The organism is Methylobacterium cerastii (assembly GCF_022179125.1).
Lineage (GTDB): Bacteria > Pseudomonadota > Alphaproteobacteria > Rhizobiales > Beijerinckiaceae > Methylobacterium > Methylobacterium cerastii.
The window spans coordinates 1-20220 of the sequence record NZ_BPQG01000083.1 but is presented as its reverse complement, the minus strand read 5'-3'; the positions used below and the strand labels follow the sequence as shown (position 1 = coordinate 20220).

General features: G+C 67.4%; 8 protein-coding genes. All 8 read left to right on the top strand.

The window, feature by feature from the left end:
• The first annotated feature begins 340 nt into the window (after positions 1–340).
• The 8 genes from MFF13_RS22830 to MFF13_RS22795 all read left to right on the top strand — a co-directional run bounded on the left by MFF13_RS22830 (position 341) and on the right by MFF13_RS22795 (position 20025).
• Positions 341–9298 (top strand): peroxidase family protein, encoded by an 8958-nt coding sequence (locus tag MFF13_RS22830; protein ID WP_238272998.1) that lies wholly within the window; start codon positions 341–343, stop codon positions 9296–9298.
• Between the two features lie 60 nt (positions 9299–9358).
• Positions 9359–11086 carry a type I secretion system permease/ATPase gene (locus MFF13_RS22825; RefSeq protein ID WP_238272997.1) on the top strand — a complete coding sequence of 576 codons (1728 nt, stop codon included), beginning with the start codon at positions 9359–9361 and terminating at the stop codon, positions 11084–11086.
• On the top strand, positions 11083–14328 hold the full coding sequence (locus MFF13_RS22820) for a calcium-binding protein (RefSeq protein WP_238272996.1): 3246 nt from the start codon (positions 11083–11085) through the stop codon (positions 14326–14328). The genes MFF13_RS22825 and MFF13_RS22820 overlap by 4 nt, the downstream gene beginning before the upstream one ends.
• Before the next feature lie 24 nt (positions 14329–14352).
• Positions 14353–15699 carry an HlyD family type I secretion periplasmic adaptor subunit gene (locus tag MFF13_RS22815; protein ID WP_147829714.1) on the top strand — a complete coding sequence of 449 codons (1347 nt, stop codon included), beginning with the start codon at positions 14353–14355 and terminating at the stop codon, positions 15697–15699.
• Between the two features lie 149 nt (positions 15700–15848).
• Positions 15849–16388, top strand: a complete 540-nt coding sequence (locus tag MFF13_RS22810) for a methanogen output domain 1-containing protein (protein ID WP_238272995.1) — start codon at positions 15849–15851, stop codon at positions 16386–16388.
• A 58-nt stretch (positions 16389–16446) separates the two neighbouring features.
• Complete coding sequence (locus tag MFF13_RS22805) at positions 16447–17562, top strand: sensor histidine kinase (RefSeq protein ID WP_238272994.1); 1116 nt, start codon at positions 16447–16449, stop codon at positions 17560–17562.
• Positions 17563–17602: 40 nt separating this feature from the next.
• A complete protein-coding gene (locus tag MFF13_RS22800; protein ID WP_238272993.1) occupies positions 17603–18226 on the top strand; it encodes a response regulator in 624 nt (207 codons plus the stop codon).
• 701 nt (positions 18227–18927) lie between these two features.
• The gene (locus tag MFF13_RS22795) at positions 18928–20025 is read left to right on the top strand and encodes a PAS domain-containing protein (RefSeq protein WP_238272992.1); all 1098 of its coding nucleotides are present in this window, start codon (positions 18928–18930) and stop codon (positions 20023–20025) included.
• The last annotated feature ends 195 nt before the right edge of the window (positions 20026–20220 follow it).

Sequence of the window (20220 nt, the reverse complement as noted above, 5' to 3'; positions counted from 1 at the left end):
CCGTCACCGGCCAAGCATAGACCGGCCGAGCGCTTCGATCCCCCGGTTTTGCCGAGGTCCCTGCGATGACGAGCAATATTACGACATCGCCCGGTCATCCGGAGCGGTCGCACCACATTCTCCCCGGACCGCATAAAGGATCTGCGTCCTACTCTTCATCGCGGATCGCGATCGTCATTGTGACTCCGCCTCACCGGCTCCCCCCTCCAGCGTCCTAGCCCTCGGCTGGGATTCGGCCGCCCCATACGCGGCGGCCTCTCCGCGAATACCCCCATCCACGATCCCCGGGGCGCCCGTCGAGGTGCGTCCTGCCGCAGCCTCATGTCTTCAGGAGACGGCCATGTCTGTCACGTTCACGGTCGACACCAACGACCTTCGTCAGATCCTCGCCCAGATCCGCATCGCCGAGGAATACGCGGCCCCGGGGAATACTCGCACCCTCCAGGAGATCATCGGTCCGGACGCCGCGCTGCTTCCGATGGGTCTTCGGGCGGTCGACGGAAGCAACAACAACCTCCTGCCGGGTCAGAGCCTGCTCGGAGCGGCCGACCAGCCGTTTCCACGCCTGCTGCCCGCCCAATACACCACGGGTACGGGCTCGTTCGACACGAATGGTCCGGCACCCGGCGGGTTGGTGATCAACAACGAATACAGCGCGACCGGCACCGTCGTCGACACCAGCATCCGGACGGCGAGCAACCTCATCGTTGACATGAGCCCGCACAACCCGGCCGCCGTCGCCGCCTGGTTCGCGAACCCCATCGCGCAGGCGGCCTACGCCGATGCGCACGGTGGGGATTCACCGCCTCAAGGCTACATCCCGACCGCCACCGATATCGCATTCATCCCGAACCAGTCGCCCGACATCGGCTTGTCCCCGCCCTTCAATGGCTGGATGACCTTGTTCGGGCAGTTCTTCGACCACGGCCTGGACCTTGCCACCAAGGGCGGCAACGGCTCGGTGATCGTTCCGCTGATGCCGGACGACCCGCTGATCGCGGGTGCCGACGGGGTGCTCGGGAACGCCGACGACCTTCCGGCGTCGCAGCAATTCATGGTCCTGACCCGTGCCACGCCCGTTGCGGGGCCGGGCGCCGACGGCGTGCTCGGCACGGCGGACGACATCGTAACCGCGAGGAACACCACCACGCCCTGGATCGACCAGAACCAGACCTACACCTCGCATCCCTCGCATCAGGTCTTCCTTCGCGAGTACACCCGCGCCGACATCACACCGGGGGACAATATCGACAACCCGGTCACCATCGCGACCGGGAACCTGCTGAACGGCGGCGCGGACGGAAGGGCCATCGCCAACTGGGCGGAGGTCAAGGCCCAGGCCAAGGCCATGCTCGGCATCGAGCTCGTCGACACGGACATCCACAACGTGCCCGTCCTGATGACCGACCCCTACGGCAAATTCATCCCGGGCGCCCACGGCTACGCGCAGATGCTGATGCAGCCCGATGCGACCCATCCCACCACGTGGTTCAAGGAGGGAACGGCGGAGGGCATCCGCACGACCGGCGCCGTGATGACGGGGCACGCCTTCCTCGACGACATCGCCCATACCGCGGACCCCATCGTTCAAGGGCGGGCGGTGGCGGCCGACGCGGACGCGCTCACCGGCAATGCGGTCGATTTCAATCCTCAGACCGGGGCGAACCTCGCCTACGACAACGAGCTTCTCGACCGGCACTTCATCACCGGCGACGGGCGCGGCAACGAGAACATCGGGCTCACCGCGGTCCACACCATCTTCCACTCGGAGCACAATCGCCTCGTCGAGGCCAACAAGCAGACCATCCTCGCCTCGGGTGACCGCGCCTTCATCAACGAGTGGCTGAGGGTCGACCTGGGTCCGAACGACGCCATCCCCACCACGCCGGAGGGCGTGGCCGCCTTGCAATGGGACGGCGAGCGCCTGTTCCAGGCCGCCAAGTTCGTCACCGAGATGCAGTACCAGCACCTCGTGTTCGAGGAGTTCGCACGGACGGTCCAGCCCAACGTCGATCCCTTCGTGTTCACGAACAGCGCTGACATCGATCCGGCCATCACGGCCGAATTCGCGCATGTCGTCTACCGGTTCGGGCATTCGATGCTGACGGACACCATCGACCGCATCGGGTTCGACATGCAGCCGGTCGACGCCGACACGACCGTGGCCGGCACCCAAGAACTCGGCCTCATCGAGGCGTTCCTGAACCCGCTCGCCTTTACAGCCAGCGGCGTCGACACCGAGGCCGCCGCCGGCGCCATCATCCGCGGCATGACACGGCAGATCGGCAACGAAATCGACGAGTTCATCGTCGATGCCCTGCGCAACAACCTGCTGGGGCTCCCCCTCGACCTGGCGACGCTCAACATCGCGCGGTCCCGGGAACAGGGCGTGCCGACCCTCAACGAGGCCCGCGCCGAGTTCTACGCGATGACGGCGGACGCCAAGCTCAAGCCCTACACGAGCTGGATCGACTTCGCGCAGAACATCAAGAACCCGGTTTCGGTGATCAACTTCATCGCGGCATACGGCGACCACGACCTCATCACTCAGGAGACGACCCTCGCCGGCAAGCGCGCCGCGGCGACTGCGTTGGTGTTCGGCGTGAACGTGGACGTGCCGGACGATCCCTCGACCGCGGCGAACGAGGCGCACACGATCTCGGCCCCGACCGACAGGCTCGACTTCCTCAACGGCACGGGCGCCTGGACCGCCGCCAACTCCGGCCTGAACGACGTCGACTTCTGGATCGGCGGTCTCGCCGAGGAGAAGATGGAATTCGGCGGGATGCTCGGCAATACCTTCAACTTCGTCTTCGAGACGCAGATGGAGAACCTGCAGAACGGCGACCGCTTCTACTATCTCAGCCGTACGCAGGGCATGAACCTGCTCAACGAGCTGGAGGCCAACACCTTCTCGGCCCTCGTCCAGCGTAACACCGACCTTGGCGACGAGGGATCCTCGCACCTCAACGGGTCTTTGTTCGGGCGTGCCGACCACGTACTGGAGCTCAACCAGGTCAAGCAGGTCGGCGACGATCCGACCCAGGACGACCTGCTGCTCCAGATCCTCGACCCGAAGGTGGTTCGTCTCGACCCGGGTGCCGACGTTGACGGAGACGGGCATGCCGACGGCGGCATGCTCAAGTTCAGCGGCGGCGAGCACGTGGTGTTGGGCGGCACGGAAGGCAACGACATCCTCATCGGCGACAAGGGCATTGACACCCTCTGGGGCGACGGCGGCGACGACTACCTCAACGGCGGCATGGAGTCCGACCAGATCTTCGGCGGCGATGGTGACGACGTCATCGAGGACCCCTTCGGCGACGAATTCATCCGCGGAGGCGAGGGCAACGACGCCATCTCAAGCGGACCGGGCCTCGACATCCTGTTCGGCGGTGGCGGCAAGGACTTCATCACCCACTCCACGGATCCGGTCGAGGTCTTCGCGGGGCGCGGCGACGACTTCGTCCTGGGTGGCAGCGCCGCCGATAACCTCATGGGCAACGAGGGGAACGACTGGATCGAGGGCGGCGAAGGCTTCGATGGCCTGTCGGGCGAGAACTCGCAGCTGTTCTTCAACAGCATCATCATCGGCCACGACGTCCTCAACGGACAGGGCAACGATACCGACTACGATGGCGAGTCCGGCGACGACATCATGGTTCAGGGACCGGGCATCCAGCGCAACAACGGCATGCTGGGCTTCGACTGGGTGATCCAGAAGGGCGACCCGAACGACGGCGTCATCGATCTGGGCATCTCGCGCTTCGTCAACCAGCAGGCCCTGACGCTTCGCGACCGCAACGACGCCGTCGAGGCCGCTTCGGGCTGGAAGCATGACGACACCCTCATCGGCACCGAGAAGCCAACCGGTGCGGTCGGCGATCCGGCGGGAGGCATCGTCGGTGGCCCGGCGACCGACAGCATGCTGCTGTCGCAGAACGTCGCCCTGATCGACGGCTTGGAAGCCCTGCTCAAGCTGACACCCGGGGCCGTGCGCGGACAGACCGTGGGCGTCGACGCCACGCCTTTCGCCGACCTGGCTCCCGACATCACGGTCTTCGACCCCCAGAACGGTGGCGACATCCTCCTCGGCGGCGCCGGCAGCGACACCTTCAACGGCAAGGCCGGCAACGACATCATCGACGGCGACCGTTGGCTCAACATCAGGATCAGCATCCGTGACGCCGCCGGCACGGAGATCGCGACCGCCGACAGCCTGGCGGGTCAGATGTACAAGACCCCCGCCGGCCTCGCCGCACATGATCCCGAGGACCTGTATCTCGACGGGATGCTCCTGCAGACCGCGCTGATGTCCCGGGCCGTCAACCCAGGGCAGCTTAACATCGTGCGCGAACTCGTCGATGCCGGCGCTGGAGCCGACGTCGACACGGCGATCTTCTCCGACGTGCGTGCCAACTACACGGTGACCAATCTCGGCGACGGCAGCTTCCAGGTCAGCCACACCGGGTTCGCGGTGACCCCGACCCTGAAGCTCTCCGACGGCATCGATACGTTGCACAACATCGAGCGGGCCCAGTTCGCCGACCAGAGCGTCTTCCTCACCAACGTGCCGGCCACCGGGGCACCGACCATTGACGACACCTCTCCGACGGAGCTAGCGGCGCTTCGGGCGAACGTCGCCGGCATCGCCGACCTCAACGGACTGCCGACCACCTTTGCCTTCCAGTGGCAGTCCCTCGGTGCGGACGGGGTCACCTGGACGAACATCGCCGGGGCGACGGGACAGAACTTCACGCCGCAGCAGGCGCAGGTCGGCTTCCTGGTCCGGGTCGCCGTGAGCTTCACCGACCAGGGTGGCTACTCCGAGCGCGTGGTCTCGGCGCCGACCGACGTGGTGGGCGACAACATCGTCGATAACGGCCTCGGGAACACGATCAACGGCACGGCTGGCGCCGACCGCATCCTGGGCAACGGCGGCAACGACATCGTCAATGCCGGGGCGGGCGACGACTTCGTCGATGGCGGCGCTGGCAACGACGTCATCAACGGCGCGGCCGGCAACGACGCACTCCAGGGCGGGACGGGCAACGACGTCGTCAATGCCGGGGCCGGCGACGATGTCGTCACCTGGAACGGCGGCGTCGCGCTCGGTCCCATCACCCTCGTCGCATCCGATGGGCGGGACGTCGTCAACGGGGGCACCGAGGGACCGGTCGGCGACACCTTCGTCGCCAACGGGACGCTGGGCGCCGCCGAGACGTTCCGGGTCTACACGACGGCCGCCTGGGGCCAGGTCGCCGGCAACAACGTCGCGACCCTCAGCGCTGGTACCGAGATCGTCGTGACCCGCAGCGTCGGTGCCGGGGCCGCCGCCATTATCGCGGAGTTGCAGGAGATCGAGGAGATCCGGATCGGGACGGCCACCGTATCGTCGCCGAACCCGCCGACCAACGCCGGTGCCGGTGACAGCGTCTTCCTGATCGGTAACTTCTCGACGACGAGCCTGAACCTTAACACCGTTACCATCGATGGCACGGAGGGGAACGACACCGTTGACATCTCCGGCCTGACCTCGGCCCACCGGATCGTATTCCATTCCAACGGCGGCGCCGACACCATCGTGGGAACGCTACGACCGCAGGACGTCATCGACCTCGCGCCGGGCACAACCCTGGCCGACTACGTCGAGACGCAGGCCAACGGCATGACGATCCTGACGCGCGGCACGCACAGCATCACCTTCGCGAGCTCCGGCACGCCGACCTTCGATACCGTCCCGGCGACGGGCGGGACTCAGCCTGGCGGCGGCACCGTCGGCGACGGGACCGCAAACGGAGGTGGGACCGCCACGGGCGGCGGGTTCGCCCTCACGCCGGCGGACCTTGCCGGAATCAAGGCCCTCGTCACTGGGCAGGCCGTCGCCGGGGGTGACGACGACGCCAACGGTGCCTCCGGCGTGCGCGAACTCTCGGGCGTCGGCAACAACCTGACGCATCCCGGGTTCGGGGCGGCCGACCAGCCCTTCATCCGGCTTACCGAAGCCCATTACGGGGCCTTCGACCCGGCCACGGGCAACAACGCCCTCAACCCGCTGTTCACCGGGCTCGATCCACGCGCCATCAGCAACGTGCTGGGCACCCAGGAAGCCGATCTTCCGCACCAGGCGAATGGTGCGAACATCTTCTTCATGGCGTTCGGCCAGTATTTCGACCACGGCCTCGACTTCCTGCCGAAGTCGTCCGCGAACGGGACCGTGGAGATCGGCGGTCCGGGCTCAGTACGTAGTCCCACGAGCGACAACCCGGTCGATCTCACCCGCGGTGAGGTGTCCTCAATCGATGCGAACGGCGTCCCGCAACACCTCAACAAGACCTCGCCCTTCGTCGACCAGAACCAGGCCTACGGCTCGCACGAGCTCGTCGGACAGTTCCTGCGCGAGAGCGATGGCCACCAGGGCGTGGGCGCCCACCTGCTGGCCGGGCTGCCGGACCCGTCCGATCCCGCCTTCAACCTGCTCCCGACCCTGCGTGCCCTGATCCAGCACCATTGGGAGGCTAACACGATTTTCCACGATCCCTCCCTGCCCGGCGGCTCGATCAGTTTCCGAGACTACTACTCGAACTTCGCGACACCGGGACATGCGGCGGGAACCCTCGTCGATCCGGCAACCGGCGCGTTCGACCCCGGCATCGTCAGCGCCATGGCGGCGAACTTCATGGGCAGCGGGAACGCCCTGCTCCTCGACACGAACCCCTTCGTGAACCTGCTGGACCACTTCGTGGCCGGCGACGGCCGGGCGAACGAGAACGTCTCCCTGACGGCGATGCATACGATCTGGGCGCGCAACCACAACTTCCACGTCGACAACCTCGTCGAGTCGGGCTTCCAGGGTACGCCGGAGGAGGTCTTCCAGGCCGCCAAGATGATCAACGAGGCGGAGTACCAGCGCGTCATCTTCACCGAGTTCGCCGACCACCTCATCGGCGGCATGAAGGGCAACGGCTCGCATGGCTTCGGCGGCTACGATGCGAGCGTGGACGCGCGCATCTCCGAGGAGTTCGCTTCCGCCGTCTACCGCGTCGGGCATTCGCTCATCGGGGAAAGCCTGACGGTCTTGGGACCGGATGGCCAGCCGCGTCAGGTGCAACTCGTCGACGCCTTCCTCAACCCGACGAACGATGCCGGCGCCTTCACGGCTCCCCTTCCTCCCGGTTACGTGCCTCAGCCGGGCTATGCCCAGCTCGGCGCGAACGCCATCCTCGCCGGCGTCGCCACGCAACAGGCCGAGGAAGTCGACTTCAACATCGTCGACGCCGTGCGCAACGACCTCGTGCGGATCAACGCCGACCTCTTCGCCTTCAACGTGGCTCGCGGCCGCGATGTCGGCCTGGGAACCCTGAACCAGGTCCGCGCCGACCTTCAGGCCTCTGCGGATCCGTACGTCCACGAGGCGGTGGGCTTCGCCGGCGATCTCCGCCCCTACGCGTCCTGGTCGGACTTCCAGGCACGGAACGGCTTGAGCGATACCGTCATCGCGCAGTTCAAGGAAGCCTATCCGGACCTCGTCCTGACGACGGCCGGGGAGCGGGCGGCCTTCGTGACCGCCAACCCGGACATCGTTCTCCATGACGGGCCCGACGGGACCAAGGTCGTGTCCGGCATCGACCGCGTCGACCTCTGGGTCGGCGGCTTGGCCGAGAAGCACATCAACGACGGGGTCGTCGGGCAAACCTTCTGGGTCGTATTGCACGAGCAGCTCGACCGCCTCCAGGAGGGTGACCGGTTCTACTACCTCGACCGATTCGACAACTTCGACTTCTACCAGAACCAGGTCGACGGTCAGACCTTCTCCGACATCGTCACCCGCAATACCGGGTTGACCGGCCTGCAGGAGGACATCTTCGCAGTCAGCAACGAGGACGCGCAGCCCGGCGGTGGAACCGGTGCGGGCACTGGAACCGACGTGGGAACCGGAACGGGCACGGGCACCAATGATGGCACCGGTGTCGGCGGGGGCGGCACGGGTACCGGCACCGGCGATGACACCGGAACCGGTGGCACAACCGGCGGAAGCACCGGTGCGGATGACGGAACCGGCACCCAAGCAGGCTCTGGGACGGGGTCTGGGACGGGGTCTGGTGGAACGACCGGAAACGGTGCGGGTGCCGGTGGCACGGCCGGGGGCGCTTCGGGCAATGGCGCCGGGTCCGGCACGGGCTCAGGCGGCACGACTGGAGGAACCTCAGGAAACGGCTCCGGGAACGATCATGGGACCGGGGGCCATTCGTCCGATGACGACGACGGCACCGACGTGGCCGAGAACGGAGACGATGGTCACCAGGGCGGCACCACGGGAGGCGCTACCACCGGCGGTGGAACGGTCGGAGGCACGACCGGCGGCGGGACAGCGACGCCACCGGCCGAACTTCCGGCAAGCTTGGTGGACGGTACCGCGGGCGATGATGTCCTATCCGGGACTTCCGGCGCCGACACGATCCTAGGGCTGTCCGGCGACGACAACATCTTTGCCGCCGACGGGGCCGACGTGATCCGCGGTGGCGACGGGAACGACTTCGTCGATGCCGGTGCCGGGCGCGACGTGGTCTTCGGCGGGGCCGGTGACGACGACATCCTCGCCGGCGCCGGCGACGACATGCTCTACGGCGACGGCGGCGCGGACCGCATCCTCGCCGGGGCCGGCAACGACCTCGTGACCGCGGGCGCCGGCAACGATGCCGTCATCGGCGGGGACGGCGACGACCTCTTCGTCGCCGAGGTGGGTGACGGCAACGACAGCTACTGGGGCGACGAGGTCGGCGGCGGCACCGGCAGCGACACGCTCGACATGTCGGCGATCACCGCCAACATCACGGCCAACCTCGGTACCGGCCTCGCCGGGCGCGGCAGCGTCACCAGCGCCCAATCCGGGTCCGACACCCTCTGGGGCGTCGAGAACATCGTGACCGGCTCCGGCGACGACCACATCACGGCGAGCGACGCCGTGAACGTGATGGATGGCGGCCTGGGCGCCGACATCTACCACTTCCAGTCGGCCGCCGCGGCCAACGGCGACACCATCGCGAGCTTCCAGCCCGGCGACAGGATCGACCTCAGCGGCATCGACGCGAACCAGGGCGTGGCCGGGAACCAGGCGTTCACGCTCGCGACCGGGGCGGCCTTCACCGGTGTCGGGCAGCTGCTCGTCACCCAGGAGAGCCGGGCCGACGGCGACTACACCATCGTCGCCGGGAACACGGGTGGCGATGCGGCGCCCGAGTTCAAGTTCGCGATCAAGGGAACGCCTGCCGCAACGGCGGCGGACTTCACGCTCTGACGTCCGTCGGGCCCCGCTTAGGGGCCCGACCCCTCCATCCGGCCGCCGGGGGAACTCGTCATGCGCACCAAGGACCAGAAGCAACTCGCCAAGAAAAGAAGCGTCGAGCGGCTCACCCGTCATTTCGGGATGCCGTTCGTCTTCCTCTTCGGGATGTCGGGCATCATCAACGTCCTCGCCCTGACCGGCTCGTTCTACATGCTGCAGGTCTACGACCGCGCCCTCCCGAGCGGCAGCCTGCCGACACTCGTCGGCCTGTCGACGCTCGCCATCGGCCTCTACCTATTCCAGGGCATGTTCGACGTCCTGCGCCAACAGATCCTCGTCCGGATCGGGGCGCAGCTCGACCGCCGCATCGCCCCGCTCGCCCAGCGCGTCTCCATCGACATGCCGCGCTTCGGGTTCTCGGCGGCGGAATCGATGGAACGCAGCCGCGACGTCGATACGGTCCGCGGCTTCCTCGGAAGCCCGGGCTTAGTGGCGCTCTTCGACCTGCCCTGGACGCCGGTCTTCCTCGTGTTCGTCTACATGCTGCACCCCTGGCTCGGCATGTTGACCATTGCGGGCGCCGTCCTGCTCACGTTCCTCACCATCCTGACGGAACTGATGACCCGCCGGTGGACCGGGGCGACCCAGCAGGCCGTAGTGGCGCGCAACGCCATCGGCGATTCGAACGCACGCAACGCCGACGTCCTGAAGGCGATGGGGTTCTCGGAACGGGCGGTGGACCGGTATCGCCTGGCCAACAACGAGCACCTCGAACTCCAGACCCGAACCACGGACATCGCCGGGACGTTCGGCGCGATCTCGCGGGTGCTACGCATGATCCTGCAGTCGGCCGTGCTCGGCCTCGGCGCCTACCTCGTCATCGGCGGCGAGCTCTCGGCCGGAGCCATCATCGCGGCCTCGATCACCTCCGCCCGCGCCCTGGCGCCCATCGACCAGACCGTTGGCAACTGGAAGGCCATCTCGGTGGCCCGCACCGCCTTTGGTCGCCTCAAGGAGACGCTCGTCGCCCTGTCCGGCATCGACCGTCCGATGCCGCTGCCGATGCCGCTATCGTCCCTGCGGGTCAACTCGGTCACCGTCGCGGCGCCGGGATCCGGTCGGGTGCTGCTGTCGGACGTCGGTTTCGAGCTCAACGCCGGCCAGGCTCTCGGCGTCATCGGCCCGAGCGGCGGCGGCAAGACCACCCTCAGCCGGGCGCTCACCGGCATCTGGCCGGTCCTGCGCGGCGGCGTGCGCCTCGACGGCGCCGATCTCCCCCAGTGGGACGAGGAAAGCCTCGGCCGCATCATCGGCTACCTGCCGCAGGAGGTCTGCCTGATGGACGCCACGGTGGAGGAGAACATCTCCCGCCTCGCGGAAAGCGCCGATCCCGCCCTCGTGGTGGCGGCAGCCCGCGCAGCGGGCGTGCACGAGATGATCCTGCGGATGCCCGACGGTTACCGCACCGAGCTCGGTCCGTTCGGCACCGCGCTCTCGGGCGGACAGCGCCAGCGTATCGGCCTCGCCCGTGCGCTGTACGGTAGTCCCTTCCTGCTCGTGCTCGACGAGCCCAACTCCAACCTCGACGGTGAGGGCGAGGCTGCCCTGGCGGCCGCGATCCTCGGCGTCCGCGCCCGGGGTGGCATCGCCGTGGTCATCGCCCACCGTCCGAGCGTGCTCGCCGCCGTCGACGTCATCGCGGTCATCCAGGACGGCAAGATGACCGCCTTCGGTCCCAAGGAAGCCGTCCTCGGCAAGGTCGCAAGGGAGCGCTCCTCCGTGGAGCGGGTGACGGCATGATGATCGAGACGAAGGGCACCAAGACCAGGACATCCCGTCCGGACGAGACCACGAAATACGATGCCCAAGGCACCAACGCGAAGTCGGGGACGCCGTACTACCTGGCGCTGGCCGTCGCATCGTTGGCCGCGTACCTGAAGTCTCTGTTCAATACCCCGGTGCATGCCGAGGCCGAGGTCGCGGATGTGGAGCCGCAGCCGAAGCCCGGCCCGAAGCTGGTCGCCCTGACACCCTCGGATCAAGAACCGGCCGCCAGGGAGCCCGATGGCCGCCTCGCCGGAACGTCCGGGGTGGCACCCGGGTCCGAGGCGCCGGCCTCGGAGTACGATTTCCCGGCCTTTCTCCGCACCAAAACCCTTCAGTTCGCGAAGCCCGATCCCCAGCCGAACCTCAACGACTTCAAGGCATCCCCGGTCATCCCGACGCCGGAGAACGACAACCGCGGAGCTGCCTCTGGTGGCGGTGGAGGCGGTGGCGGTGGCGGTGGCGGCCGGGACGAAAGGCCATCGGATGCCGGGCAAGGCGAAAACGGTCCGCATTCGGGGAACGGCGTCGACGAACCCGTATCGTCCACCGAGAAGGGCGGGTCGCCCACATCCGAGCATTCCAACGGACCTGGACGGGATGCCGGCCGAGAACATGCGGCGAATCCCGCCGGTGGCGTGGGCCAACCCGCCGACGGACCCCGCAATACGGGTGGTGGCAGTACCGTTCCCCCCAATGACAACCTGCCGCTGGAGGATGAAAAGGGTGGAACGGACGGGCGACGCAACCGCGCCCCGATCTCGTCGGGGCCCGTTCTCCTGGCGAACACGACGGGTTGCGCCCTCCTCGCCATCGCGATGACGGACCTCCTCCGCAACGTTCGGGATCCCGACGGCGACGTGCTGTCGGTCCGCAACGTCTCGGTTTCCTCGGGGGCGCTGTCCCCGGACGGGGACGGATGGATCTTCGACGGTGACGCGGTCGGTCCGGTCACCATCACGTACGAGGTGACGGACGGAGAATTCTCCATCGCCCAGACGGCCAGCTTCAACGTCGTCGAGCGCAATCAGGTGACCGGTTCGAGCGGCGACGACATCATCCTCGGCACCCTCTGCGCGGATGCCATCGACGGCGGCGCCGGTAACGACATCATCGACGCCCGTGCCGGTTCGGACCTGATCGATGGTGGCCTGGGCGACGACCACATCGTCGGGGGCGCCGGGGACGACACCATCCTCGGCGCGGCCGGCGACGACGTCATTTTCGCCGGTTCGGGCGCGGATGTCGTGTCCGGAGGGACCGGCAACGACCGCATCTTCGGCGAGGAAGGCGACGATATCCTCTTCGGCGATGCCGGCGACGACCTCCTGGATGGCGGGTACGGCAACGACATCCTGATAGGCTCTACCGGGAGCGACATGCTGTTCGGCGGTGCCGGCGACGACCGCCTGGACGGAGGCGAGGGCAACGACCTGGCGTTCGGCGGCCTCGGTCGGGACGTGGTGTCCGGAGGTGCCGGCGACGACCGCCTGGAGGGCGGGGAAGGCGACGACGTCCTCTTGGACGGTTCCGGCCGCGACATCGTCCTGGGGCAGGAGGGGGATGACGTCATCGTCGCCGCGCTGGACGGGGATGACGACCTCTTCGATGGCGGGCTTGGTCGGGATACCCTCGACCTCACCGCCACGACGTCCGGCGTCACGGTCGACTTGGCGGCAGGGACGGCCGTCGGTGCCGAGATCGGTCGTGACCAGTTGGTTTCCGTGGAGGTGGTGCGTGGTGGATCTGGCGCCGACGTCATCGGCGGCGATGCGGGCCCCAACGACCTCTTCGGCGGCGTCGGGCGAGATCATCTTGCGGGAGGCGCCGGAAACGACCTCCTTGACGGCGACGCGGATTACGATGTCCTGTCGGACGGCACCGGGTCCGACACGGTCCTGGGGGGCGGCGGTGACGACGTCCTGATCGTCGCGACCGACGCCGATGCCGACCGCTTCGACGGCGGGTCCGGCGAGGACACCCTCGACCTGACCGCCACGACCTCGGGCGTCGTGGTCGACCTGATGGCCGGGACCGCGGTCGGGCGCGACATCGGCACCGACGCCGTCGCATCGGTCGAGGTGGTGCTGGGTGGCTCGGGCGACGACGTCCTCTCAGGAAGCTCCGGTGGCGACACGCTCCTGGGCGGCATGGGGCAGGACCGCATATCCGGTGGTGCCGGTGACGACCGTCTCGATGGCGGATCGGGCGCCGATACCCTTCTCGACGGAACCGGTTCGGACGTCGTGCTCGGCGGCGCCGGCGACGACGTCATCACGGCATCCTCCGATGGCGAGGCCGACAGCTTCGATGGCGGTGAAGGCCAGGACACCCTCGACCTTTCGGCGGCGCATTCCGGCGTGACCGTCGACCTCATCCTGGGCACCTCGGTCGGCGTGGAGACGGGGCAGGATCACGTCGCGGGCGTGGAGGCGGTGGTTGGCGGGTCCGGGGCCGACGTTCTCCTCGGTAGCACCGGTGGCGACAGCCTCTCCGGAGGCGACGGCGACGACCGTCTCGTGGGTCGTTCGGGGGACGATGTCCTGGACGGAGGCGGAGGTCAGGACACGATCCTCGACGGGGCCGGGCACGATACCGTCCGCTCGGGCGCAGGGGACGACCGGATCGTCCTGGCCATGGACGGCGACGACGACCGCATCGACGGCGGCGAGGGCTCCGATACCCTCGACCTCGGCGGGGCGACCGGGAACCTGCTCGTCGACCTCGTCAATCACGTGGTGTCGGGCACCGAGCTCGGCGAGGACCAAGTGGAATCGATCGAGCGCATCGTGGCCGGGTCGGGTGACGATTGCTTCGTCATCGGGGACGACGACGTGGTGCTCACGGGCGGCGGCGGGAACGATGCCTACGAGTTCCTCTCCCGGTTGGGAGCGCGGGAACCGACCCGTGCGGTCGAGATCACCGATTTCTCGGTCGGGGACCACGTCGACCTCCTCAACTGGTCGCTGTTCGAGGCTGGCGGCGGCACCGGGGGCAACTCCCTGGCGGATGCGATGGAGCGCAACGATGGCACCGTGTCGGGCATCCGATACAGGTCCGCCCTCCTCGGCGAGGGCGACGTGACCGTCATCTCGGCCGACCTCGACCGTGACGACACGTTCGAGACGACCATCGTCCTCGACGGGCACCACACCCTGCTCTTCATCGAAGGCCCGGTCCACCAAGCTGCATCGACCCCCACCACACCCGTCACCTGATCCCGCCGTAAGAGGTACCGGACCATGAGCACCCAAGCCGTCGGATCCCACCGCCCAAAGTCCCTTGCCGAGATCGACCACCGGAAGGAGCCTTCCTTCTCGGTGGTACCCCGCATCGCCTTCGGGTTTTCCCTCGTGATCGCCCTGGTGGTCGGGGCCGGGGGATGGGCCGCGACGACGGACCTGAACGGCGCGATCATGGCGCCGGGCTCCGTCACGGTGGACCACCATGCCAAGGCGGTCCAGCACCGGGACGGCGGCGTCGTCGGCGCCATCCTGGTCCGTGACGGGCAGGCCGTAACGGCCGATCAGGTCCTCATCCGGATCGACGACGCCCAGACGCGGGCCGAGCTCGCCATCGTGCGGGGACAGCTGGTCGAGCTCGCCGCCAAGAAGGCCCGCCTCCTCGCCGAGCGGGACGGGCTGCGCACCATGAGCTTCCCGCTGTCCCTGGCCGGCGTGGACCCCGAGACGAAGGCCATCGTCGACGGCGAGATGCGCCTCTTCAAGGGCAACCTCGCCAGCCGGGACAGCCAGCGTCAGCAGCTTGAACTCCAGATCGGACAGGTCACCGAGGAGGTAGCGGGACTTGTGAAGCAGAGGGACGCCAAGCGTGATGAGCTCGTCATCCTGACCAGCGAGCACGGCAAGCTGCAGGGACTGGTCGACAAGCAGCTCTTCGAGGGATCGAAGTTCCTTCCCATCAACCGGGACCGCCATCGGCTGTCCGGGGAGCAGGGCTCGCTCGAAGCCTCGATTGCCCGGGCGAAGGTGCGGGCGAGCGAGATCCGGGTGCAACTCCTCGCGGTCACCGACACCGCGCGCACGGAGGCGCAGCGCGAGCTCGGCACCGTGGACGCCAAGCTCGCGGAACTGGGCAACCGTCGGATCGCCCTGGAGGACCGACTGACCCGGACGGAGATCCGCTCGCCCGTCACCGGCATCCTGCACGAGCTGAAGACCTTCACGGTCGGCGGCGTCATCACCCCGGCCGACGTGCTGGCGACCGTGGTTCCGGAGGACGCGCGGCTGAAGATCGAGATTCACGTCGCCCCGTCCAGCATCGACCAGGTCGGCGTAGGCCGGGTGGCGAGGGTTCGGTTCACTGCGTTCAACCAGCGCACGACCCCGGAACTGAAGGGGCAACTCGTCTACGTGTCACCCTCGACGTCCAAGAGCGCCAAGGACGACGCCTTCTACGTCGGATACGTCGAGCTCGACGCCGGGGAGATGAGCCGCCTCGGGATTGGGAAGCGCCTGGTGCCCGGCATGCCGGTCGAGGTCCATGTCGCCACCGAGGAGCGCACAGCCCTGTCCTATCTCGTCAAACCGATCCAGGACCAGTTCAGCCGTAGCTTCCGGGAGCGGTAGGATAAATGCGTGGAATCCCACCATTTGATGGCATCCCTGTTTCCGGCGACTGGAATGACAGATTTCAGTCCAGAAGTATTTCTATTCGATTGTCAATTTAGTGATTCCGCACAATAATGTGATTCATATCTGCGCGGAGGACTGAGTCGATGGAGCATCGAGCGGTTGACATAACGGCTTTCGACCAAGCGCAGATAGGCATCGACCGCGAGCGCTTTCTCGGGATGGTCGTCAGGGTCCTCAACAGCACCCTCGAAGACACGGTCGGAAGCCGGGAGACCAGCGGGTTCATCAACTTGGTGGGACTGGCGATCTCGGAGGAGATCGAGGCGGAATACCTTCGTGCAGCAGGGACCTCCAGGCTGGACCTCAAGGCGACCATAGGGGCGCTGATCGACCTCAAGCGACGCCTCGGAGGCGACTTCTACGTCATCGAGGAGACGGCCGAGCGCATCGTGCTCGGCAACCGGCGGTGTCCCTTCGGCGACCTGGCGAAGGATTCCCCGTCGATGTGCATGGTGACCTCACACGTATTCGGCCACATGGTTGCGGAGAGCCAGGGCTATGGACGGGTTACGCTCGCAGACACCATCGCCCGCGGCGCCCATGGCTGTCGGATCGTCATCGATCTCGATCCCGACGCTCCTGACGACGGGGGACAGGCCTACTTCGGGAAGGCCGACGCCTAGGTCCGACTTCGACACCCTCTTCGAGTTCGTCCCGTCCCCCATGCTCCTGGTCCGACGCATGGGCGAGGTCGAGGCGGCCAACGCAATGGCCCGCGAGGCCCTGCCAGGGCTCGAAGTCGGCTGCTCCCTCCCCGTCCAAGGAGCCGTCCGCGACGAGTTCCTGCGTTACGTCGACCGCTGCGCCTCCACCGCCGCGACCTTGCCCGGCGTCCTGTTCCTCCAAAGGGGCGACGGCGGGTTGGATCGGCATTCCTGCCACGGCATGCGCGCGAGACTGCATGGGTTCGAGGGGCACGCGCTGGTCCTGCTCCACCTCGATGCGCCGGCCCTCGACCGGCGGTTCCGGTTACTGGCCGCCAAGCTCCACGATGCCCGCCGCATCATGCAGGAGCGCAGGCGACGGACGCTGCAATTGCAGTCCCTGATGCGGGAACGAGAGGCATTGCTCGTCCGGATGGAGGCCGACGCGGTCGCCCGTGTGTCGGCGGAACGGGAACGGGACGAGGTCCTGGCGCGATTGTACCGCGCCGGCCAGGACGAACGGCGCCGGCTCGCGCGCGACCTTCACGACCATGCGGGCCAACACCTTGTTGCGCTGAACTTCGGGCTGAGACGTCTCCTGCCGCATCTGATGGGCACCACCGCGGCACAAAACGAGCTCGACGGCCTCCTCGGGCAGGCACAGGACGTCGGCGAGGCCCTGAGGCGGGTGACCCTGGCGCTGCGTCCCGCTGCCCTCGACGAGTTCGGCTTCGTTACGGCCCTGCGCTACCTGGTGGACGAATGGAGCCGTGCGACGGGCATCGGGACCGAGATGCAGGTCTGCGGGGAGGAGGTCCCCTTGCCGGCCGAGCACGCCATCACGCTCTATCGCCTGAGCCAGGAGGCGCTCACGAACGTGGCCAAGCACGCCGGTCGACCAAGCTATGCCTCGTTCGTGCTCCTGTTTAGCCCGGGTCATCTCACGTTGACAGTCGACGACGACGGTGTGGGATTCGAGGCCGACGAGGCGTCCACCCTCTCGCTCGTATCCCAGGGCAAGCTCGGGTTGATCGGGATGCGCGAACGCATGTCCCTGGTCGGGGGCACCCTGGAACTGGAATCCTCGCCCGGCCAAGGGACTTCCGTGATAGCGCGGGTCCACCTCACCATTGATGCCCCCCACCATGCCTGACCGTGCTGCGATCCGCGTCGTCCTCGCGGACGATCATCCCGTGTTCCGCCACGGGGTCGCCGACCTTCTCGCCGGCACGGGCGAGGTTGAGATCGTCGCCTCGGTGGACACCGGAACGACGGCCGTGCAGGCGGTGACCGAACTCGTGCCGGACATCGCCATCCTGGACCTTGCCATGCCCGACATGAACGGGGTCACGGTGATCCGTAAGCTCGTCGAACGCGGAAGCCCGAGCCGGGCCATCATCCTGAGCGTCTACGAAAGCCGGGTCTACGTCGACCAGGCCTTCGAGGCCGGCGCGGGAGGGTACGTCCTCAAACGCTCGGCATTCCTCAACATCGTCCAGGCCGTCCAGGCGGTCCGGTCCGGAGGAACCTATGTCGACCCGCTCCTGCCGGGGCACGGTGTCGGCCGTGGACGCGTCGTCGCTGTGCCGTCGGACGAGGCCCAGAACTCGATCACGGCACGTGAAAGCGAGATCCTTCGCTTCGTCGCCTACGGTTACACCAGCAAGGAGATCGCCGGCCGCGTGGGGGTGACCTCGAAGGCCGTGGAAGCCCAGAAGGCCCGGGCCTGCTGCAGGTTGGGCATCAACAGCCGTGCGCAAATCGTCCAGTTCGCCATCCTCCAGGGATGGCTTCAGGGTGAGATGACGCTCCGGTGAGTTCGGCACCCCGGGCCCACCTGGTCCGGCTGCCGTTACCTACGGTGGCCGTGGCGGGCCGACTGCGAGGATCGTGGCCTGGCCGTCGCCATTGGCCGCGGTGACGGCCCGGTCGAACGCGTACCCAACGATGGACCGAGGGCTTTTGATCGCCGACGGGCTGGGACCGTCAAGTCTCGAATCGAACCGACGCGCAGGGCGGGCGGGCCGCTAATCCTCGCGACACTCCGGAGCGTCGCAAACCGCTTCCTCTATCTCTTCGTAGAAGTGAGCCTTCAGGTCGGCGCGTGTTACCCCTTTTGCGGTAAGTTCCGTTAGCGCGCCCTCGATGATGGGAACTGCCACCTTCGAACGTTCGGCTGCCAGCTTCGCTACGGATCGTCGGCGCGCGATAGCCTCTTCCCGCTGCTTCGCTCGTTCGGAATGCTCAGGCTGGACCGCAGCGTCCGGGGACGGGTCTGAGCCAGCATCCTGGCTCTGATAATAGATCAAGGCCAAGGCAAGCGATGCCAAAATCAGAAGCGCGCGCATCCCCTAGATAGGGCTAGATTGAACGCTTCGGCAATCGATCCAAGTCGTCAAGTGAGCCTGCTGCCCGATACCGGATGAAACTGCTCGACATAAACGTCTTATCATAGGCGTCGATGACGCTTCGATCAGACGAAAACGTCCATTTCCGCCGTGACGGGCAAGGAGGGGGGATGCCGACGCGTTCGTTGATGCGCCTGACGCAGTCAGAGGGCGAAGCGGTGCCACCCACCTCGCCTGCCTTCTCCTCAAGGAACCTCCTGAAGCTGGTCGAGGACATGGGCGACGTCGGCTTCTGGACCGCCGACATGCGCAAGGACCGGGTGGAAGCCTCGGTCGGGCTTTATCGCATCCTTGGCCTCGATCCGGCACAGGAGATGAGCTTCGGGATCGGCCTGGATCTGATCCACCCCGACGACCGGGCTGCCCATGGCGACCAGATCTCCGTGCTGCGCAGCGGGCAGCCGATCACGCGGGAGTTCCGGATCATCCGCCCGGACCGCACGAAGCGCTGGATCCTCCACCGTGCCGAGGTGATGCTCGACCCGGACGGCAGGCCGAACCAGGGCATGGGCGTGGTGTTCGACGTCACGGGACGACACGACAGCGTCACGTCGATGGAGCAGCGTCACGCCCGCTTCAACGCCCTTCTGAGCGCGACCGCGGCGGTGTTTTGGATCAACGGACCGGACGGCGAGCCCCTGGAGATGCCGCAATGGCAGGCGCTCACGGGCCAGAGCCACCTGGAGATGAGCGGGCAGGGCTGGCTCGACGCCATCCATGCCGACGACCGCGATCGCACGGCGGCGGCGTGGTCGACCGCGGTCTCGCACGCCACCCCGTACAACACGGATTACCGGGTGCTGTGCGCCGACGGCATCTACCGCTGGTTCAATGCGCGCGGGGTGCCGATCCTCGACCATGACGGTTCGGTGCGGGAATGGGTTGGGGTTTGCCTCAGCGTACCCGGACGGAACCGCTACGGTTTCTCTAAGGGTGCATCCGGGGGGGCGACCTACGCATCGGACGACGGGGAGCCGATCGTCACGCCGGCCCAGATCCGTGGTGCGCGTGGCGTCACCGGCCTGTCAAAGGACGAGTTGGCTCGACGGGCGAGGGTGTCCGTCTCGACCATCGTGCGCCTTGAGGACGCGACGTCTTCCATCAAGCCTCGCCCCGACACGCTTAGGGTGGTGCGGCAGGTGCTGGAGGAGGCCGGCGTCACGTTCACGTTCGAACCCGGCGCCAAGCCCGGGCTTAGGGAGACCTGATCCGGATTTCCCGCCACCGAAGGCGGAGGGCTTCGGCCGAACGCGATCCCACCCCGGGACCGGCGCATGGTCGACCCCGCCGGTGACGGTGATGGCGTTCGCGGAGGCCCAGCACCTGGCCGCCTTCGCCACCGCCTGGACGGCCGACCCGGAGCCGGAGGACGACGAGGCCGCGCCGGAGGGCTGAAGGCCCGG